Annotated in this window: 25 protein-coding genes; 24 read left to right on the top strand and 1 reads right to left on the bottom strand. The window is 60.9% G+C overall.

All coding sequences use genetic code 11. The features are described 5' to 3' along the window. Positions 1-42 precede the first annotated feature (42 nt). From leuC to ACQ4WS_RS18475, 16 genes are all read left to right on the top strand, one after another. Complete coding sequence (gene leuC, locus ACQ4WS_RS18550) at positions 43-1,446, top strand: 3-isopropylmalate dehydratase large subunit (protein ID WP_436478550.1); 1,404 nt, start codon at positions 43-45, stop codon at positions 1,444-1,446. A 108-nt stretch (positions 1,447-1,554) separates the two neighbouring features. After that, positions 1,555-1,677, top strand: a complete 123-nt coding sequence (locus tag ACQ4WS_RS18545) for an entericidin A/B family lipoprotein (RefSeq protein WP_010400408.1) — start codon at positions 1,555-1,557, stop codon at positions 1,675-1,677. Between the two features lie 51 nt (positions 1,678-1,728). Further along, positions 1,729-2,376, top strand: a complete 648-nt coding sequence (gene leuD, locus ACQ4WS_RS18540) for a 3-isopropylmalate dehydratase small subunit (protein WP_436478549.1) — start codon at positions 1,729-1,731, stop codon at positions 2,374-2,376. Between the two features lie 11 nt (positions 2,377-2,387). Beyond that, positions 2,388-3,458, top strand: a complete 1,071-nt coding sequence (gene leuB / locus ACQ4WS_RS18535; protein ID WP_436478548.1) for a 3-isopropylmalate dehydrogenase — start codon at positions 2,388-2,390, stop codon at positions 3,456-3,458. A 45-nt stretch (positions 3,459-3,503) separates the two neighbouring features. Beyond that, the gene (gene asd / locus ACQ4WS_RS18530) at positions 3,504-4,631 is read left to right on the top strand and encodes an aspartate-semialdehyde dehydrogenase (RefSeq protein ID WP_436478547.1); all 1,128 of its coding nucleotides are present in this window, start codon (positions 3,504-3,506) and stop codon (positions 4,629-4,631) included. 250 nt (positions 4,632-4,881) lie between these two features. Beyond that, entirely contained in the window at positions 4,882-7,371 is a 2,490-nt protein-coding gene (locus tag ACQ4WS_RS18525) for a motility hub landmark protein FimV (protein WP_436478546.1), read from the top strand. A 173-nt stretch (positions 7,372-7,544) separates the two neighbouring features. Then, the gene (gene truA, locus ACQ4WS_RS18520) at positions 7,545-8,348 is read left to right on the top strand and encodes a tRNA pseudouridine(38-40) synthase TruA (RefSeq protein ID WP_436478545.1); all 804 of its coding nucleotides are present in this window, start codon (positions 7,545-7,547) and stop codon (positions 8,346-8,348) included. Further along, positions 8,266-9,066, top strand: a complete 801-nt coding sequence (locus tag ACQ4WS_RS18515) for a phosphoribosylanthranilate isomerase (RefSeq protein WP_436478544.1) — start codon at positions 8,266-8,268, stop codon at positions 9,064-9,066. Before truA ends, ACQ4WS_RS18515 begins: the two co-directional genes overlap by 83 nt. After that, positions 9,059-10,309, top strand: a complete 1,251-nt coding sequence (trpB, locus tag ACQ4WS_RS18510) for a tryptophan synthase subunit beta (RefSeq protein ID WP_436478543.1) — start codon at positions 9,059-9,061, stop codon at positions 10,307-10,309. The genes ACQ4WS_RS18515 and trpB overlap by 8 nt, the downstream gene beginning before the upstream one ends. A 91-nt stretch (positions 10,310-10,400) precedes the next feature. Further along, positions 10,401-11,198, top strand: a complete 798-nt coding sequence (gene trpA, locus ACQ4WS_RS18505; RefSeq protein WP_436478542.1) for a tryptophan synthase subunit alpha — start codon at positions 10,401-10,403, stop codon at positions 11,196-11,198. A 197-nt stretch (positions 11,199-11,395) separates the two neighbouring features. Beyond that, positions 11,396-12,268, top strand: coding sequence for an acetyl-CoA carboxylase, carboxyltransferase subunit beta (gene accD / locus ACQ4WS_RS18500; protein ID WP_010400390.1), 873 nt, complete (start codon positions 11,396-11,398; stop codon positions 12,266-12,268). 115 nt (positions 12,269-12,383) lie between these two features. Beyond that, complete coding sequence (gene folC / locus ACQ4WS_RS18495) at positions 12,384-13,682, top strand: bifunctional tetrahydrofolate synthase/dihydrofolate synthase (protein WP_436478541.1); 1,299 nt, start codon at positions 12,384-12,386, stop codon at positions 13,680-13,682. A gap of 24 nt (positions 13,683-13,706) precedes the next feature. After that, complete coding sequence (locus ACQ4WS_RS18490) at positions 13,707-14,702, top strand: SPOR domain-containing protein (protein WP_436478540.1); 996 nt, start codon at positions 13,707-13,709, stop codon at positions 14,700-14,702. 20 nt (positions 14,703-14,722) lie between these two features. Next, the gene (locus ACQ4WS_RS18485; protein WP_077407525.1) at positions 14,723-15,211 is read left to right on the top strand and encodes a CvpA family protein; all 489 of its coding nucleotides are present in this window, start codon (positions 14,723-14,725) and stop codon (positions 15,209-15,211) included. A gap of 38 nt (positions 15,212-15,249) precedes the next feature. Further along, entirely contained in the window at positions 15,250-16,773 is a 1,524-nt protein-coding gene (purF, locus tag ACQ4WS_RS18480) for an amidophosphoribosyltransferase (protein WP_034750508.1), read from the top strand. A 119-nt stretch (positions 16,774-16,892) separates the two neighbouring features. Next, entirely contained in the window at positions 16,893-18,134 is a 1,242-nt protein-coding gene (locus ACQ4WS_RS18475; protein WP_436478539.1) for a cystathionine gamma-synthase family protein, read from the top strand. 90 nt (positions 18,135-18,224) lie between these two features. On the opposite strand, the gene lexA is transcribed toward ACQ4WS_RS18475, so the two are convergent. Continuing rightward, positions 18,225-18,872, bottom strand: a complete 648-nt coding sequence (lexA, locus tag ACQ4WS_RS18470; protein ID WP_436478594.1) for a transcriptional repressor LexA — start codon at positions 18,870-18,872, stop codon at positions 18,225-18,227. Positions 18,873-18,904: 32 nt separating this feature from the next. On the opposite strand from lexA, the gene ACQ4WS_RS18465 reads away from it, so the two are divergent. The 8 genes from ACQ4WS_RS18465 to ACQ4WS_RS18430 all read left to right on the top strand — a co-directional run bounded on the left by ACQ4WS_RS18465 (position 18,905) and on the right by ACQ4WS_RS18430 (position 23,947). After that, a complete protein-coding gene (locus ACQ4WS_RS18465) occupies positions 18,905-19,105 on the top strand; it encodes a hypothetical protein (protein WP_436478538.1) in 201 nt (66 codons plus the stop codon). A 42-nt stretch (positions 19,106-19,147) separates the two neighbouring features. Continuing rightward, positions 19,148-19,537 carry a 30S ribosomal protein S6 gene (gene rpsF, locus ACQ4WS_RS18460; protein ID WP_034750499.1) on the top strand — a complete coding sequence of 130 codons (390 nt, stop codon included), beginning with the start codon at positions 19,148-19,150 and terminating at the stop codon, positions 19,535-19,537. Positions 19,538-19,557: 20 nt separating this feature from the next. Beyond that, complete coding sequence (gene priB / locus ACQ4WS_RS18455; protein ID WP_102121956.1) at positions 19,558-19,866, top strand: primosomal replication protein N; 309 nt, start codon at positions 19,558-19,560, stop codon at positions 19,864-19,866. A gap of 15 nt (positions 19,867-19,881) precedes the next feature. Next, positions 19,882-20,172: a 30S ribosomal protein S18 gene (gene rpsR / locus ACQ4WS_RS18450; protein WP_010400024.1), complete on the top strand. Its 291-nt coding sequence runs from the start codon at positions 19,882-19,884 to the stop codon at positions 20,170-20,172. A 27-nt stretch (positions 20,173-20,199) separates the two neighbouring features. Then, the gene (rplI, locus tag ACQ4WS_RS18445; protein WP_034783456.1) at positions 20,200-20,655 is read left to right on the top strand and encodes a 50S ribosomal protein L9; all 456 of its coding nucleotides are present in this window, start codon (positions 20,200-20,202) and stop codon (positions 20,653-20,655) included. A gap of 135 nt (positions 20,656-20,790) precedes the next feature. Then, positions 20,791-22,176 carry a replicative DNA helicase gene (locus ACQ4WS_RS18440; RefSeq protein ID WP_071076107.1) on the top strand — a complete coding sequence of 462 codons (1,386 nt, stop codon included), beginning with the start codon at positions 20,791-20,793 and terminating at the stop codon, positions 22,174-22,176. Between the two features lie 91 nt (positions 22,177-22,267). Then, positions 22,268-22,894, top strand: coding sequence for a DUF47 domain-containing protein (locus tag ACQ4WS_RS18435; RefSeq protein WP_010400015.1), 627 nt, complete (start codon positions 22,268-22,270; stop codon positions 22,892-22,894). A 42-nt stretch (positions 22,895-22,936) separates the two neighbouring features. After that, positions 22,937-23,947: an inorganic phosphate transporter gene (locus tag ACQ4WS_RS18430; RefSeq protein WP_436478537.1), complete on the top strand. Its 1,011-nt coding sequence runs from the start codon at positions 22,937-22,939 to the stop codon at positions 23,945-23,947. Positions 23,948-24,113: the final 166 nt, after the last annotated feature.

The raw sequence follows: 24,113 nt of genomic DNA, 5'->3' as shown, positions 1-24,113 counted from the left end.
CGACAGATCACTTAAACAGGCTGTGGCAACGCTGCATAAATCATGATGAAGACGCTTTACGACAAACTCTGGGACTCCCACGTTGTTCGGGCCGAAGATGATGGCACGACAATTTTGTATATCGACCGGCACCTGCTGCACGAAGTCACCAGCCCGCAAGCCTTCGATGGCCTCAGCGTGGCGGGCCGCCAGCCGTGGCGCATTTCCGCCAACCTGGCCGTGGCCGACCATAACGTGCCGACCACCAGCCGGGTTGACGGCATTGCCGACCCCGTCTCGCGCCTGCAGGTCGAGACGCTGGACAAGAACGCCAAGCACTACGGCTTGACCTACTTCAACATGAACGACAAGCGCCAGGGAATCGTGCATGTGATCGGCCCTGAACAGGGCGCGACCCTGCCCGGCATGACGGTCGTCTGCGGCGATTCGCACACCTCCACGCACGGCGCCTTTGGCGCGCTGGCGCACGGCATCGGCACGTCTGAAGTGGAACACGTGCTGGCCACGCAAACTTTGCTGCAAAAGAAATCCAAATCCATGCTGGTGCAAGTCGACGGCGCCTTGCCGGCCGGCGTGACGGCGAAAGATATCGTACTGGCCATCATCGGCAAGATCGGCACGGCCGGCGGCACGGGTTACTGTATCGAGTTCGGCGGCGCGGCCATTCGCGCCCTGTCGATGGAAGGGCGCATGACGGTGTGCAACATGGCCATCGAGGCGGGCGCGCGCGCCGGCATCATCGGCGTGGATGACACCACCATCAATTACGTCAAGGGCCGTCCGTTTTCGCCGGCCGGGCCGCACTGGGAACGCGCCGTGGCCTATTGGCGCACCCTGCATTCGGATCCGGGCGCCCGTTTTGACCTGGTCGTCACCCTCAACGCGCAAGACATCGTGCCGCAAGTGACCTGGGGCACGTCGCCCGAGATGGTGATCGGCGTCGATGGCCGCGTGCCGGACCCTGACCAGGAAAAAGACAGCGTCAAGCGCGATGCGATGGAAAAGGCGCTGGTCTACATGGCCCTGAAGCCCAACACCGCCATCGAAGACATCCGCATCGACAAGGTCTTCATCGGTTCCTGCACCAATTCGCGCATCGAGGATTTGCGCGCGGCCGCCGCCGTGGTGCGCGGCAAGTACCGCGCCTCGAACGTCACCCTGGCGCTGGTGGTGCCCGGTTCCGGCCTCGTCAAGGACCAGGCCGAACGCGAAGGCCTGGACCGCATCTTCAAGGATGCCGGTTTCGAATGGCGCGAGCCGGGCTGCTCCATGTGCCTGGCCATGAATGCGGACCGTCTGGAACCGGGTGAACGCTGCGCCTCGACCTCGAACCGCAACTTCGAAGGCCGGCAAGGGCAGGGCGGGCGTACCCACCTGGTGTCGCCAGCGATGGCGGCGGCGGCGGGTATCGCCGGCCACTTTGTCGACGTGCGGGGATTGCGATGAATTAAGGGTGCTGCGTGGCAACGCAGCTAAATTCTGGGGTCAGACCCCAGCTTTCAGTTGCTGGTTTACACTAACGCCATCCATTCCCCTGAAATAAACGAAATCATCATGAAAAAACTCTTCGCCCTCCTCATCGCCACCGTCATCCTGTCTGGCTGCAACACCGTCTCCGGCATCGGCCGCGATGTGCAGAAAGTCGGCCAGGTCGTCACTGGCGCCGGCGGAAAATAAACCGTGACGTGACGGCGCCCTGCGCCGCGCGTCCTACCGAGTAGAAACAGCATGGATAAATTTACGATTTACGAAGGCCTGGTGGCCCCGCTGGACCGCGCCAACGTCGATACCGACGCGATTATCCCGAAGCAATTCCTGAAATCGATCCACCGCAGCGGTTTCGGCCCCAACCTGTTCGATGAATGGCGCTACCTCGACCATGGCGAACCGGGCCAGGACAACAGCCGCCGCCCGCTGAACCCCGATTTCGTGCTCAACGAGGCGCGCTACCAGGGCGCGTCGATCTTGCTGACGCGCAAGAATTTCGGTTGCGGCTCCTCGCGCGAACACGCGCCGTGGGCGCTGGACCAGTATGGCTTCCGCGCCATCATCGCGCCCTCGTTTGCCGACATCTTCTTCAATAATTGCTACAAGAACGGCTTGCTGCCCATCGTGCTGTCGGAAAGCCAGGTCGAGCACCTGTTCAATGAAGTCAAGGCTTTCCCCGGCTACAAGCTGGTGGTGGACCTGGAACGGCAGTGCGTGCGCACCAGCAATGGTTCCGTTTCGTACCCGTTCGAGATCGATGCCTTCCGCAAGTATTGCCTGATGAATGGCCTCGACGATATCGGCCTGACCCTGCGCCATGCCGACGACATCCGCGCCTTCGAAGAGCGTCACTTACATAGTCAGCCCTGGCTCGCCAACGTCATCTAATCGATAAAAATATGAAAATTGCAATTTTACCCGGCGACGGCATCGGTCCTGAAATCGTCGCGCAAGCCGTCAAGGTGTTGAACGTGCTGGGCGAATCGTTCGAGCTGGAAACAGCACCGGTCGGCGGCGCCGGCTATGCGGCCCACGGCCATCCTTTGCCGGAAGGCACCCTGGCGCTGGCAAAAGCGGCCGATGCCGTGCTGTTCGGCGCCGTTGGCGACTATCAATACGACAAGCTGGAGCGCCAGTTCCGCCCGGAGCAGGCGATTTTGGGTTTGCGCAAGAACCTGGGCCTGTTCGCCAACCTGCGTCCGGCCATTTTGTACCCGGAACTGGCGGGCGCTTCGACCCTGAAGCCGGAAGTGGTGTCCGGCCTGGACATCCTGATCATCCGCGAATTGACGGGTGACATTTATTTCGGCCAGCCCCGTGGCGTGCGCGAGTGCCCGGACGGTCCGTTCAAGGGCCAGCGCGAAGGTTTTGACACCATGCGCTATGCGGAAGGCGAGATCCGCCGCATCGCCCACGTGGCTTTCCAGGCCGCTCAGAAGCGCGACAAGCGGCTGACCAGCGTGGACAAGGCGAACGTGCTGGAAACGTTCCAGTTCTGGAAAGACATCGTCACCGACGTGCACAAGGAATACCCGGATGTTGCGCTCGATCATATGTATGTCGATAACGCGGCCATGCAACTGGTGCGGGCGCCGAAGAAATTCGACGTCATGGTAACGGGCAACATGTTCGGCGACATCTTGTCGGACGCGGCCGCCATGCTGACGGGCTCGATCGGCATGCTGCCATCGGCTTCGCTCGATGCCAACAACAAGGGCTTGTATGAGCCATCGCACGGCTCGGCGCCCGATATCGCCGGCAAGGGCATCGCCAATCCGCTGGCGACGATTTTGTCGGCCGCCATGATGCTGCGCTATTCGCTCAACCGCGAAGAGCAGGCAAACCGCATCGAGGCAGCCGTCAAGCAAGTGCTGGCGCAGGGTCTGCGCACGGCCGACATCCACGAAGCGGGCACGACTTTGGTCGGTACCGAGGCGATGGGCGATGCAGTTGTAAAAGCACTGGGATAAAATAGTCTAATGACGGCAGTCGCCGTCTCATCTTGAGGAATGGTAATGAAATTAGTTGGCTTGGTAGGTTGGCGCGGTATGGTCGGTTCGGTCCTGATGCAGCGCATGCAGGAAGAGGGTGATTTCGCCCATATCGAACCGGTGTTTTTCACCACCTCGAACACGGGCGGCGCGGCGCCGGCCATGGCGAAGAATGAAACCATCCTCAAGGATGCCAACAACATTGCCGAACTGTCCAAGTGCGACATCATCATTTCCTGCCAGGGCGGCGACTACACCAGCGCCGTCTTCCCGCAGCTGCGCGCTAGCGGCTGGAATGGCTACTGGATCGATGCGGCTTCGACCTTGCGCATGGAAAAAGACGCCGTCATCGTGCTCGATCCCGTCAACCTGCACGTCATCAAGGATGCGCTGGGCAAGGGCGTCAAGAACTACATCGGCGGCAATTGCACCGTCTCTTGCATGATGATGGGCCTGGGCGGCCTGTTCCAGCACGACCTGATCGACTGGATGACGTCGATGACGTACCAGGCGGCATCGGGCGGCGGCGCGCAGCACATGCGCGAACTGCTGACGCAATTTGGCACCATCAACGGCTCCGTCAAGGCGCTGCTGGACAACCCGGCTTCCGCCATCCTGGAAATCGACCGCCAGGTGCTGGCCACCCAGCACGGCTATTCCCCGGATGAAATCAAGCAATTCGGCGCGCCGCTGGCCGGCAACCTGATCCCGTGGATCGACAAGGATCTGGGCAATGGCCAGTCGAAGGAAGAGTGGAAGGCGGGCGCGGAAACGAACAAGATCCTCGGTCGCGGCATCGATTTCGGCACCAAGGAAATTCCTGTCGACGGCCTGTGCGTGCGCATCGGCGCCATGCGCTGCCATTCGCAAGCCCTGACCATCAAACTGAAAAAAGACGTGCCGCTCGATGAAATCAACGACATCATCGCCAGCAATAATCAATGGGTGAAATTCGTGCCGAACACGCGCGAAGCGTCCGTGCGCGACCTGTCGCCGGCGGCGGTCACGGGCAGCCTGACGATTCCTGTCGGCCGCGTGCGCAAGATGAGCATGGGTGGTGAATACCTGTCCGCGTTCACCGTGGGTGACCAGTTGCTGTGGGGCGCGGCCGAGCCGCTGCGCCGCATGCTGCGCATTTTGCTCGACGCGTAATGGCAATAAAGTGCTGATCAAAATCAAGCCGGGGCTGTTTTCCCGGCTTTTTTTTCGCCCTGAGCCCGTCAAGGCTCAACCATGCGGAGCTTGCATAGCTCTGGGCATGATGATATGTTGATACCTCTGGAAAAGTAACAGTTTTCCCATGTCAACTAAGATGCCGCCAACTATGCCTGTACACACTCGTCCCCGGGTCGCCTCCCTTGCCATTAAAACACTCAGCAGCGCTGTCGCCTGTGCGGTGTTCTTGTCACCGGCGGTATCCGCAGCCGAGCTGGGCAAGATCACGGTGCTGTCCGCCGCCGGCCAGCCGCTGCGCGCCGAGGTTGAATTATCGGCCGTCAAGCCAGGCGAGGCCCCGAGCCTGCTGGCCAAGTTGGCGCCGCCGGACGCGTATCGCCAGGCCAACGTGGAATTCAATCCCGCCCTGAACGCGCTGACGTTTGCCGTGGAAAGCCGCGACGGCAAGTCCTTCATCCGCATCAGTTCGGCGCAACCTGTGGCCGAACCCATGGTCGACCTGCTGCTGGAACTGAGCAGCAAGAGCGGTCGCCAGGTGCGCGAATATGCGTTCGTGCTCGACACGCCCGAAGCGCGCCAGACGCGCGGCGCGCAAGTGACGGCCCCGGCCGAACCTGGCCGGGCCGGGCGCAATGTGGAGCCGACGGCGGCGCAAGAGTCACGCAAGAAGCCGGCTGGTGAATACAAGGTCAAGGCGGGTGACACCCTGAGCCGCATCGCCAGCGAACTGAAACCATCGGGCGTCTCGCTCGACATGATGCTCGTGGCCCTGTACCGCGCCAATCCCGACGCCTTCAAGGGCGAGAACATGAACCGCATGCAGGCCGGGCGCATTCTGGCCGTGCCGGGTGCGGACACGGTGCGCGCTACCGCTGCGGCTGAAGCGAAGGGCATCGTGACGGCGCACGCCATCGATTTCGAAGCCTACCGCAACAAGCTGGCAGGCCAGGTGTCGCAAAGCAAGCCGACCAAGGCCGCGCAAGCGACGCAAAGCACGGCCGGCAAGATCGGCCCGACCAAGGTGCAGGAAAAGCCGACGGCCGTGAGTGAGTCGCAAGACAAGCTGAAACTGTCGAAGGCGGAGCCGGCGGCCAAGTCTGCCGGCAAGAGCGCCGTCGCCAGCGAGGAAGACAAGATCGCCAAGGCGAAACAGGTCGATGAAGCGGCTGCCCGCGTAAAAGAGCTGGAAAAGAACGTCAGCGACCTGGAAAAGCTGATGGCGGTCAAGAGCAAGGCCATGGCCGACAAGAGCGCCCCGGCGCCCGCCAAACCGGCCGAGGTCGCTGCCAGCGCATTGGCCAGTGCTTCGGCCAGTGCCATCGCCAGCGCGCCGGCCGAAGCCCAGCCTCCCGTGCCCAAAGCCAAGCCGGTACCGCTGGTGAAAAAACCGTCGCCGCTGGAACCGACCTTCGCCGACAAGATCAGCGACCACCTGGGTGCCATCGGCATCGGCCTGGCCGCGCTGCTGGCCGCCGTGGCCGCGCTGGTGATCGCGCGCCGCCGCAAGGACGCGCCGCCGCCCGCCGAAGATATCGCCCCCGTGTTCGAGCCGGAAGCGCCAGTGGCGCCGCCGGCCGGGCTGGCGCCGGAAGACCAGCAGTCCGAAGCGAGCAACCACCTGTTCGGCACGGGCGCCGCCGCTGCCGGCGTGGCCGCGGCGGCGGGTGCCAGCATGCTCGATGCGAATGAGACGGACCCGGTCGCCGAAGCGGATGTGTATATTGCCTACGGCCGCGATGGCCAGGCCGAAGATATCCTCAAGGAAGCCTTGCGCATCCACCCGGAACGCCATGCGGCCCGCCTGAAGCTGCTGGAAATCTATTCGGCCCGCAACGACGTGCGCGCATTTGAAGACCAGGCCAGCGAGCTGTACAGCCTGACGCGCGGCCAGGGTGAAGAGTGGCCGCAGGCGGCCGCCCTGGGCCTGGCGCTCGATCCTGCCAATCCCCTGTATGGCGATACGGAAGACGACGCCGTTGTCAGCCTGAGCAAGGCTGCCGGCGACGATTTGCATGGCCAGAGTATGGACTTGCCTGACGATCTGTCTACTCCTGAGTCAGTGCCATCGGCCGACTTGGCGCCGGCCGAGCCCGTGTCCTCCGTGACGGCCCGCGATGCGCGCGCCCCACTCGATTTTGACCTCGACAGCCTCGATTTCGAGCCCGTTTCCACCAGCGACCCGATCGTCATGCCGGGACCGGACAGCAAGCCGCAGTCCGCCACGCAGGATGCGCACTATGACGCCAGCATGGATTTCGGCCTGGACCTGGAACCGCCGGCCGGTCCCGTGAACGGCGTGGGCGCCGGCTTGACGCCGCTGCCCGATCCATTGAAGGACGTGGACCTGGCCCATTTCGATCTCGACGAACCGGTGGCGCCAGCTGCCGCACCGGTCGCGGCGGCCGAGCCTTCCCTCGACAGCCTGTTCGACGACGCGCAAACGCCAGCGAGCTTGCCGGAAGCCATACCGCCGGCACAGGAATTCGACCTGTCCGGCATCGACCTGGACCTCAACGATGGCAAGACGGCCAGCGTCGGCGTGGACGACCCGCTGTCGGCCATCCACATGGAAATGGATACCAAGCTGGACCTGGCGATCGCTTACCAGGAAATCGGCGACAAGGAAGGCGCGCGCGAGTTGATCGATGAAGTCATCAAGGGTGGCAGCGCCGAACAGGTTGCCAAGGCCAATACCATGCGCGCGCTGCTGAGCTAAGCACCTGATACGACGTCCATGGCTGCGTTGCACGGTCTCGCCGTACTATTCGTACTGTCTTCGACCGCGCGCCTTGCCCTGAACGCCGTCTCAGGCGCTTGTGTGGCCAGAAGGCGTGGCCGCCTTTGCGCCGGTATAATGCTTCGATGCAAAATATTACGACAGCAACGCCATTGAAGCGTATCGTCCTCGGCCTGCAGTACGACGGCACGGCCTGGCACGGATACCAGAAACAGGAAGATGGGCAAACGGTGCAGGACCAGCTGGAAAACGCGCTGGAGCAGTTTGCCCGCGTGCGCCTGGCCACCACCTGCGCCGGCCGCACGGATACGGGCGTGCATGCGCTCGAGCAAGTCGTGCACTTCGATACGGAACTGAACCGCGACGTGCACTCGTGGGTGCGCGGTGTCAACGCCTTCCTGCCGAAATCCATCGCCGTGCGCTGGGCCAGGGAACTCGAAGGCGATCCGACGGTCAATGACTTCTTCCACGCCCGTTTCAGCGCCCGTGCGCGCACCTATCATTATGTGTTGTATAACAACGCCACCCGTTCGCCGCTGGTGGAAGGGCGCGCCGGCTTCTTTTTCCGTCCGCTGGACGTGGAACTGATGCGCCAGGCCGTGCAGCCGCTGCTGGGCTGGCACGATTTCACGGCCTTCCGCGCCGCGCAATGCCAGGCCAAGTCGCCCGTCAAGCTCATGCATGACATCCGCATCGAGCGGCGCGGTGATTGCGTCATCTTTACCATTACGGCGAATGCCTTTTTGCACCACATGGTGCGCAACCTGGTCGGTTCGCTCGTCTACATCGGCACGGGGCGCGAAAAACCGGACTGGCTCGGGCACTTGCTTGAAAGCAAGGATCGCCACGCGGCCGCGCCCACCTTCATGCCGGATGGACTGTACCTGGCGCAGATCGATTACGACCCGAAATGGGCATTGCCGCAAGATAGCAGCAGCGCCTTGCCCTGGTTCTGACGTTTCGCATCAAGCAATAACCTCAAGGAATAACATGCCACGCACACGCATCAAGATCTGCGGCCTGACCCGCGTTGAAGACATCCAGGCGGTCGTGGCGGCGGGCGCCGACGCCATCGGCTTCGTGTTTTATCCGAAAAGCCCCCGCTATGTGACGCCCGAGCAGGCGGCCAGTCTGATCGCGGCCATGCCGCCCTATGTGACGACGGTGGGTCTGTTCGTCAACGCCACCGTGGACGAGGTACGGGCCACGAAGGCCGTGGCGCCCTTGTCACTGTTGCAATTTCATGGCGATGAGACGCCCGAACACAGCGCGGCGCTCGCCGGCGCCGTGAATACGCCGTTTACGCAAGTGTTCCGCATCAAACCCGACACCTCCTTTGAAGATTTGCTAGAATACGAACAGCGCTACCGCGCCGCCAGTCCCTTGTTTTCCAGCCTCTTGCTGGACACCTATGTGGATGCCTACGGCGGTGCAGGAAAGGTATTTGATTGGACCCTCATTCCAGAAGAACTCGCGCCTCGGGTCGTTTTAAGTGGTGGCTTGAGCGTACAAAACGCGACTGACGCAGTGGTGCGCGTGCGCCCTTACGCCGTCGACATCAGCAGTGGTGTCGAAGCGTCCAAGGGCATCAAGGACGCATCCCGTGTCCGCGCGTTCATCGCCGCGGTGCAGGATGCCGATGCCATCATTGCCAGAGGAAACAACCATGAATGACCACACCACCATGCCCGGCGCCGCCGCCGCATTGTTCCACGCCACCGATTACCCATTTCCTGACGTGCGGGGCCACTTCGGCCCGTACGGCGGCGCATTTGTTGCCGAAACGCTCACGCATGCGCTGGCCGAGCTGAAAGACGCCTACGCCCGCTACAGCGTCGACCCGGAATTCCTCGAAGAATTCCGCTACGAGCTCAAGCACTTCGTTGGCCGTCCGTCGCCCATCTACCACGCCAAGCGCTGGTCCGAAATGGCCGGCGGCGCGCAAATCTATTTCAAGCGCGAAGACTTGAACCACACGGGCGCGCACAAGATCAATAACGTGATCGGCCAGGCCCTGCTGGCCAAGCGCATGGGCAAGCCGCGCATCATCGCCGAGACGGGCGCCGGCCAGCACGGCGTGGCCACGGCCACCATCTGTGCCCGCTTCGGCCTCGAATGCGTGGTCTACATGGGCAGCGAAGACGTCAAGCGCCAGGCGCAGAACGTGTACCGCATGAAACTGCTGGGCGCTACTGTCGTGCCCGTCGAATCCGGCTCCAAGACCCTCAAGGATGCGCTGAACGAAGCCATGCGCGACTGGGTCACCAACATCGAAAACACTTTTTACATCATCGGCACCGTGGCCGGCCCCCATCCCTATCCGATGATGGTGCGCGACTTCCAGTCCGTGATCGGCGAGGAATGCCTGGTGCAAATGCCGGAAATGACGGGCCGCCAGCCCGATTACGTGCTGGCCTGCATCGGCGGCGGCTCGAATGCCATGGGCATCTTTTACCCGTATATCGACCAGAAGGATGTCAAACTGATCGGTGTGGAAGCGGCCGGTGAAGGATTGAATACGGGCAAGCACTCGGCCTCGTTGGCAGCCGGTTTTCCGGGCGTGCTGCATGGCAATCGCACCTATCTGCTGCAGGATGAAAACGGCCAGATCATCGAGACGCATTCCGTCTCGGCCGGCCTCGATTATCCCGGCGTGGGCCCGGAACACGCGTGGTTGAAAGACTTGGGCCGCGCGCAATACGTGTCGATCACCGATGACGAGGCCTTGCAGGCTTTCCATGACTGCTGCCATATCGAAGGCATCATCCCGGCCCTGGAATCGTCGCACGCGCTGGCCTACGCGGCCAAGCTGGCGGCCACCTTGCCGAAAGACCAGATCGTGCTGGCCAACCTGTCGGGCCGTGGCGACAAGGACATGCATACCGTGGCGGAACGCATGGGACTCAACTTTAGCTGATCGTTAGCTGTTGACTACCGGGGTCAGACCCGCCGGGACTCGGCGTCCCCGTCTGACCCAGCCTTCAATTTCCCTCAGAAAAGAGATATCCATGTCCCGTATCGCCACCACCTTTGCCAACTTAAAATCGAACAACAAGACCGGCCTGGTCACCTTCATCACCGCCGGCGACCCCGGCCCTGACGCCACCGTGCCCCTGATGCATGCGCTCGTCGAGGGCGGCGCCGATATACTGGAGCTCGGCGTGCCGTTTTCCGATCCCATGGCTGAAGGCCCCGTCATTCAGCGCGCCTGCGAACGGGCCTTGAAATTCAATGTCGGCATCCACGATGTGTTCGGCTATGTGCGCCAGTTCCGCGAGACTAACCAGACGACGCCCGTGGTGCTGATGGGCTATGCGAATCCCATCGAGCGCATCGGCAGCGCCGCGTTTATTGATGCAGCGCAAGCGGCCGGCGCCGACGGCGCCATCATCGTCGACTATCCGCCGGAAGAGTGTGAGGAGTTCGGCGCCGCCATGCGTGAAGCGGGACTCGACCTGATCTTCCTGCTGGCGCCCACCTCGACCGAAGAGCGCATCGCGCAAGTGGCCAAGGTTGGCGGCGGCTTCAGCTATTATGTGTCGCTGAAGGGCGTCACGGGTGCCGGTAACATTGATACGGAACAGGTGGCAGAGCGCCTCGCGGCTATCCGCCAGCATGTAAAATTGCCCATCGGCGTGGGCTTCGGCATCCGCGATGGCGCCACGGCCAAGGCCGTTGCCAAGGTGGCCGATGCCGTCGTGATCGGCAGCCGCATCATCCAGGAGATAGAAAATGCCCCGGAAGGGGGCGCCGTCGACGCCGTGCGCAGCTTTACGGCTGGCATCCGCGCCGCCCTGGACGCCTGAGCAAGCTTGCCGTTTACGCAAGATGCGTCGGCGGCAAAGTTCGACAGCCCGGCGATAAACGGCTACACTTCGGCCACTGATTTTGCTGTTATTGTGCAATAGATAAAATTTTTGGTGGCGCCCTGCGGGGCGTCGCCGTTTACCGTCTGCCGGGGGCGTCTACCGACGCTACCCCTACAAGGGCCCAAGGAGAAAATATGAGTTGGTTGGAAAAACTGCTGCCACCGCGCATCCAGCGTTCGGACGCTGCCGCGCGCAAGACCATGCCGGAAGGCCTGTGGGTCAAGTGCCCGTCGTGCGAAGCCGTGCTGTATCGTACGGACCTGGAATCGAATTTGCACGTCTGCCCGAAATGCGATCACCACATGCGCATCCGCGCGCGTGAACGTCTCGACAGCCTGCTTGACGCGGGCGGCCGCTATGAAATCGGCCAGGAAATCCTGCCCGTCGATACCTTGAAATTCAAGGACAGCAAGAAATACCCGGATCGCCTGAAATCCGCCATGGAAGCGACGGGCGAGACGGATGCGATGGTCGTCATGGGCGGCGCCATCATGAGCCTGCCAGTGGTCGTGGCGTGCTTCGAATTTGAATTCATGGGCGGCTCCATGGGGTCCGTCGTGGGCGAGCGCTTCGTGCGCGGCGCGCAAATCGCGCTGGAACAGAAGGTGCCCTTCATTTGCATCACTGCCACCGGTGGCGCGCGCATGCAGGAAGGCTTGCTGTCGCTGATGCAGATGGCGAAAACCACGGCCATGCTGACCAAGCTGTCGGAAAAGAAATTGCCCTTCATCAGCGTGCTGACCGACCCGACCATGGGCGGCGTGTCCGCCTCGTTCGCCTTCATGGGCGACGTGGTCATTGCTGAACCGAAAGCGCTGATCGGCTTTGCCGGCCCGCGCGTGATTGAAAACACCGTGCGTGAAAAACTGCCGGAAGGCTTCCAGCGCGCCGAGTTCCTCGTCACCAAGGGCGCCGTCGACATGATCGTCGACCGTCGCAAGATGCGCGAAGAAATCGCCCGCCTGCTGGCTTTGCTGCAAAACCAGGCTGTCGAAGTACTTGCGTAATTTGATTTACCCCAAAACCTGAACTGCTGGGGTCGGACCCTAAGGATCCGACCCCAGTCTTCGGTTTGGGTCTCATGTCTTTCCGGCCTCGCGCACTCTTTTCAAGAAGTCTCCCATGCAAAACCTCCCTACCACCTTGCCGGACTGGCTCGCCATGCTGGAAACCCGTCATTCGGAAACCCAGATCAACATGGGCCTGGACCGCGTGCAAGCCGTCAAGGCACGCATGCAGCTGGCTTTTACTTGCCCTGTGATCATGGTGGCGGGCACGAATGGCAAGGGGTCCACCTGCGCCATGCTGGAATCCGTGCTGTTGCGTGCTGGCTACAAAGTGGGGCTGTACATCAAGCCGCATTTCCTCGATTTCAATGAGCGCGCCCGCGTGCTGGGCGAGATGGCCAGCGACGAGCAGCTCGTTGCCAGCTTCAATGTCGTCGAAGCCGTGCGCGGCGACACGCCGCTGACGTATTTCGAATTCACCACGCTGGCGATTTTGCATTTGCTGTCGCAGGCCAAGCTGGACGTGGCCATCCTGGAAGTGGGCCTGGGCGGGCGTCTGGACGCCGTCAACGTGATCGACGCCGACGTGGCCATCGTCACCAGCGTCGATATCGACCACACGGATTACCTGGGCGACACGCGCGAAGCGATCGGCTTCGAAAAGGCCGGCATTTTCCGTCCGGGCAAGGCGGCCATCTGCAGCGACCCCGTGCCGCCGCAGTCGCTGATCGACCATGCGACCGCCATCGGCGCGGACCTGTGGCTGATGGGCCGCGATTTCAATTATTCGGGCGACAAGCAGCAGTGGAACTACGGTGGGCGCGAACAGCGCCGCAATTCGCTCGCGTATCCAAGCTTGCGCGGCGCCAACCAGATCCTCAATGCGACGGCCGTGCTGGCCGCGCTGGAAGTGCTGAAGCTGAAACTGCCCGTGGGCGCGCAGGAAGTGCGCACGGGCCTGGTGACGGTGGAATTGCCGGGCCGCTTCCAGGTTTTGCCTGGCCGACCCAGCGTGATCCTCGACGTGGCGCACAACCCCCACGCGGCCTCGGCACTGAACCAGAACCTGGGCAATATGGGTTTCCACCCCTACACCTATGCCGTGTTCGGCTCCATGCAAGACAAGGATATCGATGGCGTGCTGGCCGCGATGAGCGAACACGTCGACCACTGGTGCCTGACGGGTCTGCCTTCGCCGCGCGCGGCCACGGCTTCCGAGCTGGCCGCCAAGGTGCAGATCATGCTGGAAGATAAGCCCGACAGCAGTGAACATACTGTGTCTATTTTCGATGATCCGGCACAAGCTTTTGCAAATGCAATGAGCCGGGCCGGTGAGAATGATAGAATTGTGGTCTTTGGTTCTTTCCTCACCGTTGCCGGCGTGATGAAGGCCCGAAAATCCTCACTTCACTGAAACGCACTTGACTGAAAATCACGCATGGGCTTGTTCTCGAAACTGTTTAAAAACAAGCAAGAATCCTCTGGCGAAGACAGCGGCTTTTATGTCCCTGGCGAAGCACAGTCGCCGACCCGCAAACGCGCCGCCAACACCTCCGGTGGCGGCGGATCGCGCCGTGGCGGCAAGGAAGCGCCGGATCCGGTCTTGCCTGAAAAAAAGCGCGCACGCCGCCGCCTGGTCGGGGCCATCGCCCTGGCCTTGGGCGTGGCTGTCGGCTTGCCGATGCTGCTCGATTCCGAGCCGAAAGCGCCTTTCAACGATATCGCCATCGACATTCCGTCGAAGGAAAAGGCCGTCACACCTGTACCTGCACCGGCGCCGGCGCCCGTGGCGGCCGTTCCGGCCCAGGCCGCAGCGAATGGCCTGGACCAGTCCGAAGAGATCGTCGATGCGCCCCTGCCTGCTGCAGCCAAGCCTACGCCTACGCCGGCACCCGTGCTGGCCGCCGCCCAGCCTGCACCGCTCAAGCCTGCCTATGTGGAACCGAAACCCGAGCCCAAGCCTGAACCGAAACCTGTCAAGGTGGAGCCGAAAGCGGAACCGAAACATGAAACCAAGCCGGAGCCGAAACACGAATCCAAGCCCGAGCCCAAGCATGAAGTAAAACCGGAAGCCAAGCCCGAGACCAAGCCTGCCAAGCCGGCGCAATCGGCCGACGATGCCGCGCGCGCGCTGGCTATCCTGGAAGGCAAGCCGCAAGACAAGCCGCAAGAGAAAGCACAAGACAAGGCACACGATGCCGGCAGCGGCAAGTTCGTGGTGCAGGTGGCGGCGCTGGCGACGCAGGACAAGGTCGATGAATTGCAGGACAAGCTGCGCGAAGCGGGCATCAAGTCGTACACGCAGAAAGTCTCCAGCCCGGCGGGCGAGCGCATCCGCGTGCGCGTGGGCCCGTTCGGCAGCCGCGAAGACGCCGAAAAGACCCGCGCCAAGCTGCAAAAGCTGGGCCTGGGCGGCAGCCTGGTACCGGCGTGATGTTGCAAGGCTGAGCGCGCGTGACGATCTTCGATTACCTGGTGCTGTTCGTGCTTGTGACGTCCGTGCTGATCAGCATGATGCGCGGCCTGGTCAAGGAAATACTGTCCTTGGTCAGCTGGATCGTGGCTTTCGTCATTGCCAATGCCTATGGCGCCACCTTGGCGAAATTCCTGCCGGAAGCCGTGCCGGGCGAAGCCATCCGCCTGTTGCTGGCCTTCGTGGTGCTGTTCATCGGCGTGCGCATTTTGATGGGATTGCTGTCCATGACGGTCGATGCACTGGTCAAGGTGACGGGCTTGAGTCTGGCTGACCGCACCCTGGGCAGCCTGTTCGGCGTGGCGCGGGGCCTTGTGATCGTGCTGACCGCCGTGATCTTGTGTGGCATGACGTCCATACCGCAGCAGCCATTCTGGAAAAACGCGCAGCTCAGCCCGCTCGCGGAGCAGGGCGCCCGCGCCATCAAGCCTTATCTGCCTGCCGCTTATGCGCAGCATGTGAAATTTTGAATTTTTTTAAAATCAGTAGCACAGTTTAGGAGCACACCATGTGTGGCATCGTCGGCGTCGTTTCCCATCAACCTGTCAATCAATTGCTCTATGATGCATTGTTGCTCCTGCAACATCGCGGTCAGGACGCGGCAGGGATTGCGACCAATCACAGCAGTATGTTTTCCATGCACAAAGCCAATGGCCTCGTGCGTGACGTCTTCCGTACGCGCAACATGCGTTCGCTGCAAGGCACGACGGGCATCGGCCATTGCCGTTACCCGACGGCCGGTTCGTCGAGCGAAGAGGAAGCACAACCGTTCTATGTGAATGCGCCGTTCGGCATCACCCTGGCGCACAATGGCAACCTGACCAACTGGGAACAGTTGAAGCTGGAAATGTTCAAGAACGACCGCCGCCACATCAATACCGATTCCGATTCGGAAGTGCTGCTCAACGTGCTGGCGCATGAAATCCAGGAAGCGACGACGGGCCTGAACCTGGACCCGGAAGCCATCTTCAAGGCCGTTACCGTGCTGAACCGCCGCGTCAAGGGTGGTTACGCCGCCGTCGCGCAAATCGCCGGCGTGGGCTTGCTGGCCTTCCGCGATCCGCACGGCATCCGTCCGCTGTGCCTGGGCATCAATGAAACGGAGCAAGGTCCCGAATACCTGATTGCCTCCGAATCCGTGGCCCTGGAAGGCATGGGCTTCCGCTTCGTTCGCGACATCGGTCCCGGCGAAGCCGTCTTCATCGATGCCGACAAGAAATTGCACAGCGCCCAGTGCGCCGACAATGCCAGCCTGAACCCGTGCGTGTTCGAATTCGTCTACCTGGCCCGTCCCGACTCCGTCATCGACGGCGCTTCCGTGTACGCCACGCGCCTGAAAATGGGTGAATACCTGGCCGAGAAGATCCGTGCCGAGTTGCCTGGCGTGCATATCGACGTGGTCATGCCGATTCCTGATTCCTCGCGTCCGGCCGCCATCCAGCTGGCCATGGCGCTGAACATCGAGTATCGCGAAGGCTTCATCAAGAACCGCTACATCGGCCGCACCTTCATCATGCCGGGCCAGGCGGCGCGCAAGAAATCCGTGCGCCAGAAGCTCAACGCCATCCCGTCCGAATTCAAGGATAAAGTCGTGCTGCTGGTCGACGATTCCATCGTGCGCGGCACTACCAGCCGTGAAATCGTGCAGATGGCGCGCGAAGCGGGCGCGACGAAAGTCATCTTCGCTTCGGCCGCGCCGCCGGTCATCTACCCGAACGTGTATGGCATCGACATGCCGACGCGCGACGAGCTGATCGCCTACGGCCGCACGACGGAAGAAGTGTGCCGCGAAATCACGGCCGACTACCTGGTGTACCAGGATATCGGCGCGCTCAAGCAGGCGATCGCCGACGTCAACCCGGCCCTGACCAACTTCGAGGCGTCGTGCTTCGATGGCGTGTACGTGACGGGCGACGTGTCGCAGGAATACCTGGACCGCCTGGAATATGCGCGCCACCATCCGAAGGCGGCAGCGCCCGAAGATACGCCGCGTTCCCAGCTGAACCTGAACCTGGCAACGACAGAAGCGTAATCGCCGCCTTGCCATTGGGGTCAGACTCGTCGGGGGAACGCGCGCCAGTGGTGCGCATTCCGATCCCGCAGGGACTGACCCCAGCTTTTGTCTAGGGTTAATAGTTTCCAGCATCCACCATGACCACCAAAAAAACCTACGGCTTCACCACCACCATCCTGCACAACGACCGCCGCAAGGGCATCGAGCACGGCTCGCTGCACAAACCCGTGCATACCTCTGTCGCCTTCGGCTACGCCGATGCGCGCCAGCTCGCTTCCGTGTTCCAGGGCAAGGAGCCGGGCTTCCGCTACGGCCGCCAGGGCAACCCGACCGTCTCCGCGCTGGAAGACAAGGTCAACAAGATGGAAGATGGCGTGGCCACCCTGTGCTTCGCCACCGGCATGGGCGCCATCGGCGCCGTGGTGCAATCCTTGCTGCGCGCGGGCGATCATGTCGTCTCGTCAGCCTTTTTGTTTGGCAACACCAACAGCCTGTGGCAAACGGTGACGGGGCAGGGCATCGCCGTGTCCTTCGTCGACGCCACCGACGTGGCCAACGTGGCCGCCGCCATCACGCCGGCCACGCGCATCGTGTTTGTCGAAACCATCGCCAATCCGCGCACGCAGATCGCCGACCTGGCAAAGATCGGCGAGCTGTGCCGTGAGAAGGGCATCCTTTACATCGTCGACAATACGATGACGACGCCATACCTGTTCCGCCCGAAAGCGGTGGGCGCGGGCCTGGTGGTCAATGCTCTGACGAAATCCATCGGCGGCCACGGCAATGCGCTGGGTGGCAGCTTGACGGACACGGGCGTGTTCGACTGGACGCAGTATCCAAACATTTTCGATAATTATAAAAAGGCCGCGCCGGCACAGTGGGGCATCGCGCAAATCCGCGCCAAGGCCTTGCGCGACTTCGGCGCATCCCTGGGTCCGGAAGCGGCGCACCATATCGCCGTCGGCGCCGAAACCATGGCCTTGCGCATGGACCGTACCTGCTCGAACGCCCTGGCGCTGGCCACCATGTTGCAAGCGGACCCGAGAGTGGCGGCAGTGCATTACCCAGGCTTGTCCTCGCACCCGCAGCACGCGCTGGCGACGGACTTGTTCCGCAGCTATGGTTCGCTGTTCAGCTTTGAATTAAAAGATGGCATCGATTGCTTCGATTTCCTGAATCGCCTGAATCTGGCGATTCCGGCTAGCAACCTGGGTGACACGCGCACCCTGGTCATTCCCGTCGCCCACACGATCTTCTATGAGATGGGAGCCGAGCGCCGCGCCAGCATGGGCATCGCCGAATCGCTGATCCGCGTATCCGTCGGGATCGAGGATGAGGCCGATCTGCTGGAAGACTTCCGTGGTGCGCTGGAGGGCTGAGAGCGGTGTTGGTGACTAGGCCGTGTGCCAGTTTTGAGGCAAACTAAAAACTGGGGTCAGACCCGGCGGGCGCTGATCCCGGCATGTAATTTAATGCCAGCTGCGCATCAGTCCGACGGCGAGTCCTTCCAGGGCGAACTCATCTTCCGGCGACACGGTGATGACCTTGAAGTCTGGGTTTTCCGGCAACAGTTCGATGACGGAGCCCGTTTTCTTGTAGCGCTTGACGGTGACTTCGTCGCCGATGCGGGCCACGACGATTTGGCCATTCTTGGCGCTGTCGACCTTTTTGACGGCCAATAAATCGCCATCCATGATGCCGGCGTCGCGCATGGACCAGCCGCGTACCTTGAGCAGGAAGTCGGGCTTGGCTGAGAACAGGGCGGGGTCGACGTTGTAGCTCGCTTCCAGGTTTTCCTGCGCCAGGATGGGCGAACCAGCCGCCACGCGGCCGATCAGGGGCAGCGACAGCAGCAGCGCCGCCGGTACTTTCGATGCAAGCGCATCGGCGGCCGCACTCGCCGCCGCACCGATCAGGCGGATGCCGCGCGACGTGCCGGGCGAAATCTCGATCGCGCCCTTGCGGGCCAGGGCCTGCAAATGCTCTTCGGCCGCATTGGCCGATTTGAAACCCAGTTCATTGGCGATTTCGGCACGGGTGGGAGGAAAACCCGTATTTTCAATCGCGTCCTTGATCAGGTTCAGGATTTGTTCTTGTCGTGCTGTCAGCTTGATCATGAGCGGTGGGTGCATACTAAAATGCTGTCTATATGAACAGTCTGTATTTTTGTACAGTATCGCCCACTATGCAAGGGGATTTCCGTGTTTCAGGCGAATTTCGCAAGAAATACTTGTCCATGGGCGCAAAGCAGGGGCGAGTGCAGGCTTTTCGGGCGCTGGTGGAAGGAATGATTGAAACGTTTGCAAAAGGCGGTTATAATCTTCGGCTGACCTTCCCACACCCGTCTTGACGCCGGGGTGGGCGATTATCAATCCGACCTGAAGGAGTTTGCATGCGTCATTATGAAATAGTCTTTATCGTCCATCCGGACCAAAGCGAGCAAGTGCCCGCGATGATCGAACGCTACAAAGCCAGCGTAACCACCCGCGGCGGTTCGGTTCACCGCGTGGAAGATTGGGGCCGCCGTCAAATGGCTTACTCGATCCAAAAGCTGCCTAAAGCACACTACATCTGCCTGAACATCGAATGCGACAACGAGACCCTGGTCGAGTTGGAAACAGCATTCAAATTCAATGATGCCGTGTTGCGTCACCTGACCGTTAAAATGAAGAAAGCTGAAACAGCTCCTTCGCCGATGATGAAATCGGTACAACGCGAAGACGCGGCCAAAAGCCACCGCACCGAAGCACCAGCAGCCGCTCCAGCCGCAGCAGCAGCTTAATTCTTGACCAGGATCGTGCGCTGAACCAGCTACAAGTCACCGCCATCATTGCCGAGCGCGAAATATTGCGCTATACCCCGGCAGGGCTACCGATTGTGAATGCAGTATTGCAACACAGTTCGCAGCAGATGGAAGCAGGGATTGCCCGTTTGACCGAGTTTGATGTTGCCGCGCTAGCCGCTGGCGAAATCTCAGGCCGTTTCAGTCAGGCAAGCTTGGGCGGGGTATATCAGTTCACGGGTTTCCTGGCCAGGAAGAGCCGCAACAGCAAGAGTTTGGTGTTTCACATCATTGATTTTAGTGCAGTCACTTTGACTAGCGCATTTTAGATACAGGAGCCTGACATGGCATTCGGTAAAAAGTTCGACAAAAATAAGCTCAAGCTTAAAGAAAAACGCAAACAGCAAAACCCGTTGTTCAAACGCAAGAAGTTCTGCCGCTTCACCGCAGCTCACGTTGAGCAAGTCGACTACAAAGACGTCGACACGCTGAAAGACTTCGTCCAAGAAAACGGCAAGATCATGCCAGCACGCCTGACCGGTACCAAAGCGCACTACCAGCGCCAAGTTGACACCGCAATCAAGCGCGCTCGCTTCCTCGCGCTGCTGCCATACACCGATCTGCACCACGCTTAATCGGTCAGATATTCCTGGAGAAGAACTATGCAAATCATTCTGTTAGAAAAAGTTGTTAACGTCGGTAACCTCGGCGAAGTCGTCAAAGTCAAAGACGGTTACGCACGTAACTTCCTGATCCCGCAACGCCTGGCACGTCGTGCTACGGCAACCGCTGTGGCTGAATTCGAAGTCAAGCGCGCCGAACTGGAAAAAGCTGCTGCCGCCAAATTGGCCGCATCGCAAGCCCAGGGCGAAAAACTGAGCGGTCTGACCGTTCAAGTTGCTCAAAAAGCTGGTGTTGATGGCCGTCTGTTCGGTTCCGTCACCAACTTCGACATCGCTGAAGCGCTGACCAAGCAAGGTTTTGCTGTTGAAAAAGCACAAATCCGCATGCCTACCGGCCCGCTGAAGATCGTTGGCGAGCACAACGTTTCGGTTGCTCTGCACACCGACGTGGTCGTGGAAGTTGTTATCGCTGTCGTTCCAGACGCGAACGCGTAATCGTCTGCGGGCCTGGCCCGCAAGCGTTGCCGCAGTATGAAAAGCCGGGCTCGCCCGGCTTTTTTGTGGCCTTTTTTTCGCTCAATTTCAGCCCTTTATTTTTGCCAGCACGCCGAAGCGGGTATAATTCGCGCCATGAACGCCCCCTCTGATCCGCAACTGGATTCCCTCCGTATTCCGCCGCATTCGATCGAAGCAGAACAATCCGTCATTGGTGGTCTGCTGCGCGACAATGCCGCGTATGACCGCATCGCCGACTTCATGCATGCGGAGGATTTCTATCGCTATGACCATCGCATCATCTTCGAGCAAATCGTCAAGATGATTAACGGCTCCAGGCCAGCCGATGTCATTACTGTTTTTGAAACCCTGACCCAGCTCGGCAAGGCCGATGATGTGGGCGGACTCGCTTACCTGAACGCCATGGCGCAAAACACGCCATCGGCCGCGAACATCCGGCGTTATGCCGAGATCGTGCGCGACCGCGGCGTGCTGCGCAAACTCATCACCGTCGCCGACGATATCTCCGGCACGGCCTTCAGCCCGCAAGGCAAGGAAGTCAAGCAGATGCTTGACGAGGCCGAATCGAAGATTTTCGCCATCGCCGAAGAAGGCGCGCGCGGCGCGCAGGGCTGGACCGCCATCCAGCCCCTGCTGACGCAAGTAGTCGAGCGTATCGACGAGCTGTACAGCCGCGACAACCAGAGTGAAATCACGGGCGTGCCCACCGGTTTCATCGACCTCGACCGTATGACCTCCGGTCTGCAGCCGGGCGACCTGGTGATCGTGGCGGGCCGTCCGTCGATGGGCAAGACGGCGTTTTCCGTCAATATCGGCGAAAACGTGGCGATCGACAGCGGCTTGCCCGTGGCCGTGTTCTCGATGGAGATGGGCGGCGCCCAGTTGGCCATGCGTATGCTCGGCTCCGTCGGACAGCTCGACCAGCATCGTTTGCGCACGGGCCGGCTGAACGACGAAGACTGGCCACGCCTGACGAATGCGATTCAAAAGATGAACGACGCGCAGTTGTACATCGATGAAACGCCGGCGCTCAACTCGATCGAATTGCGCGCCCGCTCGCGCCGTTTGTCGCGCCAATGCGGCAAGCTGGGCCTGATCATCGTCGATTACTTGCAGCTGATGTCGGCCAATAGCCCGGGCGACAACCGCGCCACGGAGATTTCCGAGATTTCGCGGGGCTTGAAAGGCCTGGCGAAAGAACTTGGTTGCCCCGTGATCGCGTTGTCCCAGCTGAACCGCTCGCTGGAGCAGCGTCCGAACAAACGTCCTGTCATGTCCGACTTGCGCGAATCGGGCGCTATTGAGCAGGATGCCGACGTGATCCTGTTCATTTACCGCGATGAGGTGTATAACCCCGACTCCCCAGACAAGGGAACGGCCGAAATCATCATCGGTAAACAACGTAACGGTCCAATCGGCAGCATCCGCCTCACCTTCATGGGGCAGTACACCAAATTTGGCAATTACAGTGGTGGCCTGGCGCTTTACCAAGGCGACTAACACAGCAGCACTGGTATTCCATTGGCCGCCCCCTCCACCGGGGCGGTTTTCTGTAGTAAATAACACGACTCAATGCTTAACGGAGAATGACATGTTTGGACGCTTGATGCCCACTGAGGGCAAGTTTTTTGAATTGTTTAACCAGCACGCGGAATTGTGCGTCAAGGGCGCCAAAGAGATGCTCGGCCTGATGACCAATTTCGACGACCTGGAAAACCGCGTGCATGCGATCGAAAGCATCGAGAAACAGGCGGACAAAGTCACCTACGCCACCGTGGAAATGCTGCACAAGACCTTCATCACGCCGATCGACCGCGACGACATCCATCAGCTGATTACGCGCCAGGACGACATCCTCGACCTGCTGGAAGATGCGGCGCAAACCGTTTCGCTGTACGACCTGAAAGCCGTCACGCCGGAAGCCAAGCGCCTGGCCGAACTGGTGCTGGCCTGTACCGAAAAAGTGCGCGACGCCGTCGCCATGCTGCACAACATGGATAACTCGCGCAAGATCGTCGCCATCTGCGAAGAGATCGACCGCCTGGAATCGGACGCCGACCACGTGATGCGCGCCGCCATGTCCAAGCTGTTCCGCGACGAACCGGACGTGCGCAACCTGATCAAGCTGAAAGCGATCTACGAAATTCTGGAAACCGTGACCGACCGTTGCGAAGATGTGTCCAATATTATCGAAGGCATCATCGTCGAAAACGCGTAAGCGTTGGGCATGTCCTGAACCAGAATCAGAAAAGAAACTACAATGACCATACAAATCAGCATCTACGTGCTAGGCCTGTTGATCGTCCTCGCGCTGCTGTTTGACTTCATGAACGGCTTCCACGATGCCGCCAACGCGATCGCCACGGTGGTCTCGACGGGCGTATTGAAACCGCAGACCGCGGTTGCCATGGCCGCCACGTTCAACTTCGTCGCCATCTTCGTGTTCCACCAGTTGACCGTGGCCGCCACGGTAGGCAAGGGCACCATTGATCCGGCAGTGATCGACCAGTACGTGATCTTCGGCGCGCTGATGGGCGCCATCTTCTGGAATTTGTTTACCTGGTACTACGGCATTCCTTCGTCGTCCTCGCATGCCCTGATCGGCGGCCTGGTAGGCGCCGCTGTCGCCAAGTCCGGCACGGGTGCGCTGGTCGCGGCCGGCCTGTGGAAAACCGTCGCCTTCATCGTCATCGCACCCGTACTGGGCTTTGTGTTCGGCTCGATCATGATGCTGATGGTGTCGTGGATATTCGTGCGCTCGACGCCGCGCAAGGTCGACAAGTGGTTCCGCCGTTTGCAACTGGTATCGGCGGCCGCCTACAGTCTGGGCCACGGCGGCAACGATGCGCAAAAAACCATCGGCATCATCTGGATGCTACTGATCGCCGCCGGCTACTCCAGTGCGGCCGACGCCATGCCGCCAATGTGGGTCATCATCTCGTGCTATACGGCCATCAGCTTCGGCACCCTGTTCGGTGGCTGGCGCATCGTCAAGACCATGGGCCAGAAGATCACCAAGCTCAAACCCGTAGGTGGCTTCTGCGCCGAAACGGGTGGCGCCATCACCCTGTTCGTCTCGACGGCGCTGGGCATTCCCGTGTCGACCACGCACACCATCACGGGCGCCATCGTCGGCGTCGGCTCATCGCAAAAAATGTCGGCCGTGCGCTGGGGCGTGGCGGGCAATATCGTCTGGGCCTGGATCTTCACGATTCCCGCTTCCGCGTTTGTTGCTGCAGTCGCCTGGTGGATTGGCCAGCATATAATGTAATGGATAGCCAACGCCAGTAAGAAGGGAGCCTTGCGGCTCCCTTTTTTATGGTGCGCCCGGCAGGGCGCACTCACTGGGAGGTGCAAGTCCTCTACTCGCCCGACAAGGGGAAGAGTTAGCTGAACGGCAAGGGTGTCGCGGGCGACTGCGAATCTGGAGGAAGCCG

Origin of the sequence: Janthinobacterium leeuwenhoeki (assembly GCF_051380795.1) — a bacterium.
Taxonomy (GTDB): Bacteria; Pseudomonadota; Gammaproteobacteria; order Burkholderiales; family Burkholderiaceae_D; genus Janthinobacterium.
The sequence above is the reverse complement of the archived record's forward strand: the minus strand, read 5'-3'. Positions and strand labels throughout refer to the sequence as shown.

Coding starts and splice junctions, on each gene's coding strand:
- leuC (WP_436478550.1), top strand. CDS start 43: ATGATGAAGACGCTTTACGACAAACTCTGGGACTCCCACGTTGTTCGG.
- ACQ4WS_RS18545 (WP_010400408.1), top strand. CDS start 1,555: ATGAAAAAACTCTTCGCCCTCCTCATCGCCACCGTCATCCTGTCTGGC.
- leuD (WP_436478549.1), top strand. CDS start 1,729: ATGGATAAATTTACGATTTACGAAGGCCTGGTGGCCCCGCTGGACCGC.
- leuB (WP_436478548.1), top strand. CDS start 2,388: ATGAAAATTGCAATTTTACCCGGCGACGGCATCGGTCCTGAAATCGTC.
- asd (WP_436478547.1), top strand. CDS start 3,504: ATGAAATTAGTTGGCTTGGTAGGTTGGCGCGGTATGGTCGGTTCGGTC.
- ACQ4WS_RS18515 (WP_436478544.1), top strand. CDS start 8,266: ATGGACTGTACCTGGCGCAGATCGATTACGACCCGAAATGGGCATTGC.
- trpB (WP_436478543.1), top strand. CDS start 9,059: ATGAATGACCACACCACCATGCCCGGCGCCGCCGCCGCATTGTTCCAC.
- trpA (WP_436478542.1), top strand. CDS start 10,401: ATGTCCCGTATCGCCACCACCTTTGCCAACTTAAAATCGAACAACAAG.
- accD (WP_010400390.1), top strand. CDS start 11,396: ATGAGTTGGTTGGAAAAACTGCTGCCACCGCGCATCCAGCGTTCGGAC.
- folC (WP_436478541.1), top strand. CDS start 12,384: ATGCAAAACCTCCCTACCACCTTGCCGGACTGGCTCGCCATGCTGGAA.
- ACQ4WS_RS18490 (WP_436478540.1), top strand. CDS start 13,707: ATGGGCTTGTTCTCGAAACTGTTTAAAAACAAGCAAGAATCCTCTGGC.
- purF (WP_034750508.1), top strand. CDS start 15,250: ATGTGTGGCATCGTCGGCGTCGTTTCCCATCAACCTGTCAATCAATTG.
- ACQ4WS_RS18475 (WP_436478539.1), top strand. CDS start 16,893: ATGACCACCAAAAAAACCTACGGCTTCACCACCACCATCCTGCACAAC.
- lexA (WP_436478594.1), bottom strand. CDS start 18,872: ATGATCAAGCTGACAGCACGACAAGAACAAATCCTGAACCTGATCAAG.
- ACQ4WS_RS18465 (WP_436478538.1), top strand. CDS start 18,905: ATGAACAGTCTGTATTTTTGTACAGTATCGCCCACTATGCAAGGGGAT.
- rpsF (WP_034750499.1), top strand. CDS start 19,148: ATGCGTCATTATGAAATAGTCTTTATCGTCCATCCGGACCAAAGCGAG.
- rpsR (WP_010400024.1), top strand. CDS start 19,882: ATGGCATTCGGTAAAAAGTTCGACAAAAATAAGCTCAAGCTTAAAGAA.
- rplI (WP_034783456.1), top strand. CDS start 20,200: ATGCAAATCATTCTGTTAGAAAAAGTTGTTAACGTCGGTAACCTCGGC.
- ACQ4WS_RS18440 (WP_071076107.1), top strand. CDS start 20,791: ATGAACGCCCCCTCTGATCCGCAACTGGATTCCCTCCGTATTCCGCCG.
- ACQ4WS_RS18435 (WP_010400015.1), top strand. CDS start 22,268: ATGTTTGGACGCTTGATGCCCACTGAGGGCAAGTTTTTTGAATTGTTT.
- ACQ4WS_RS18430 (WP_436478537.1), top strand. CDS start 22,937: ATGACCATACAAATCAGCATCTACGTGCTAGGCCTGTTGATCGTCCTC.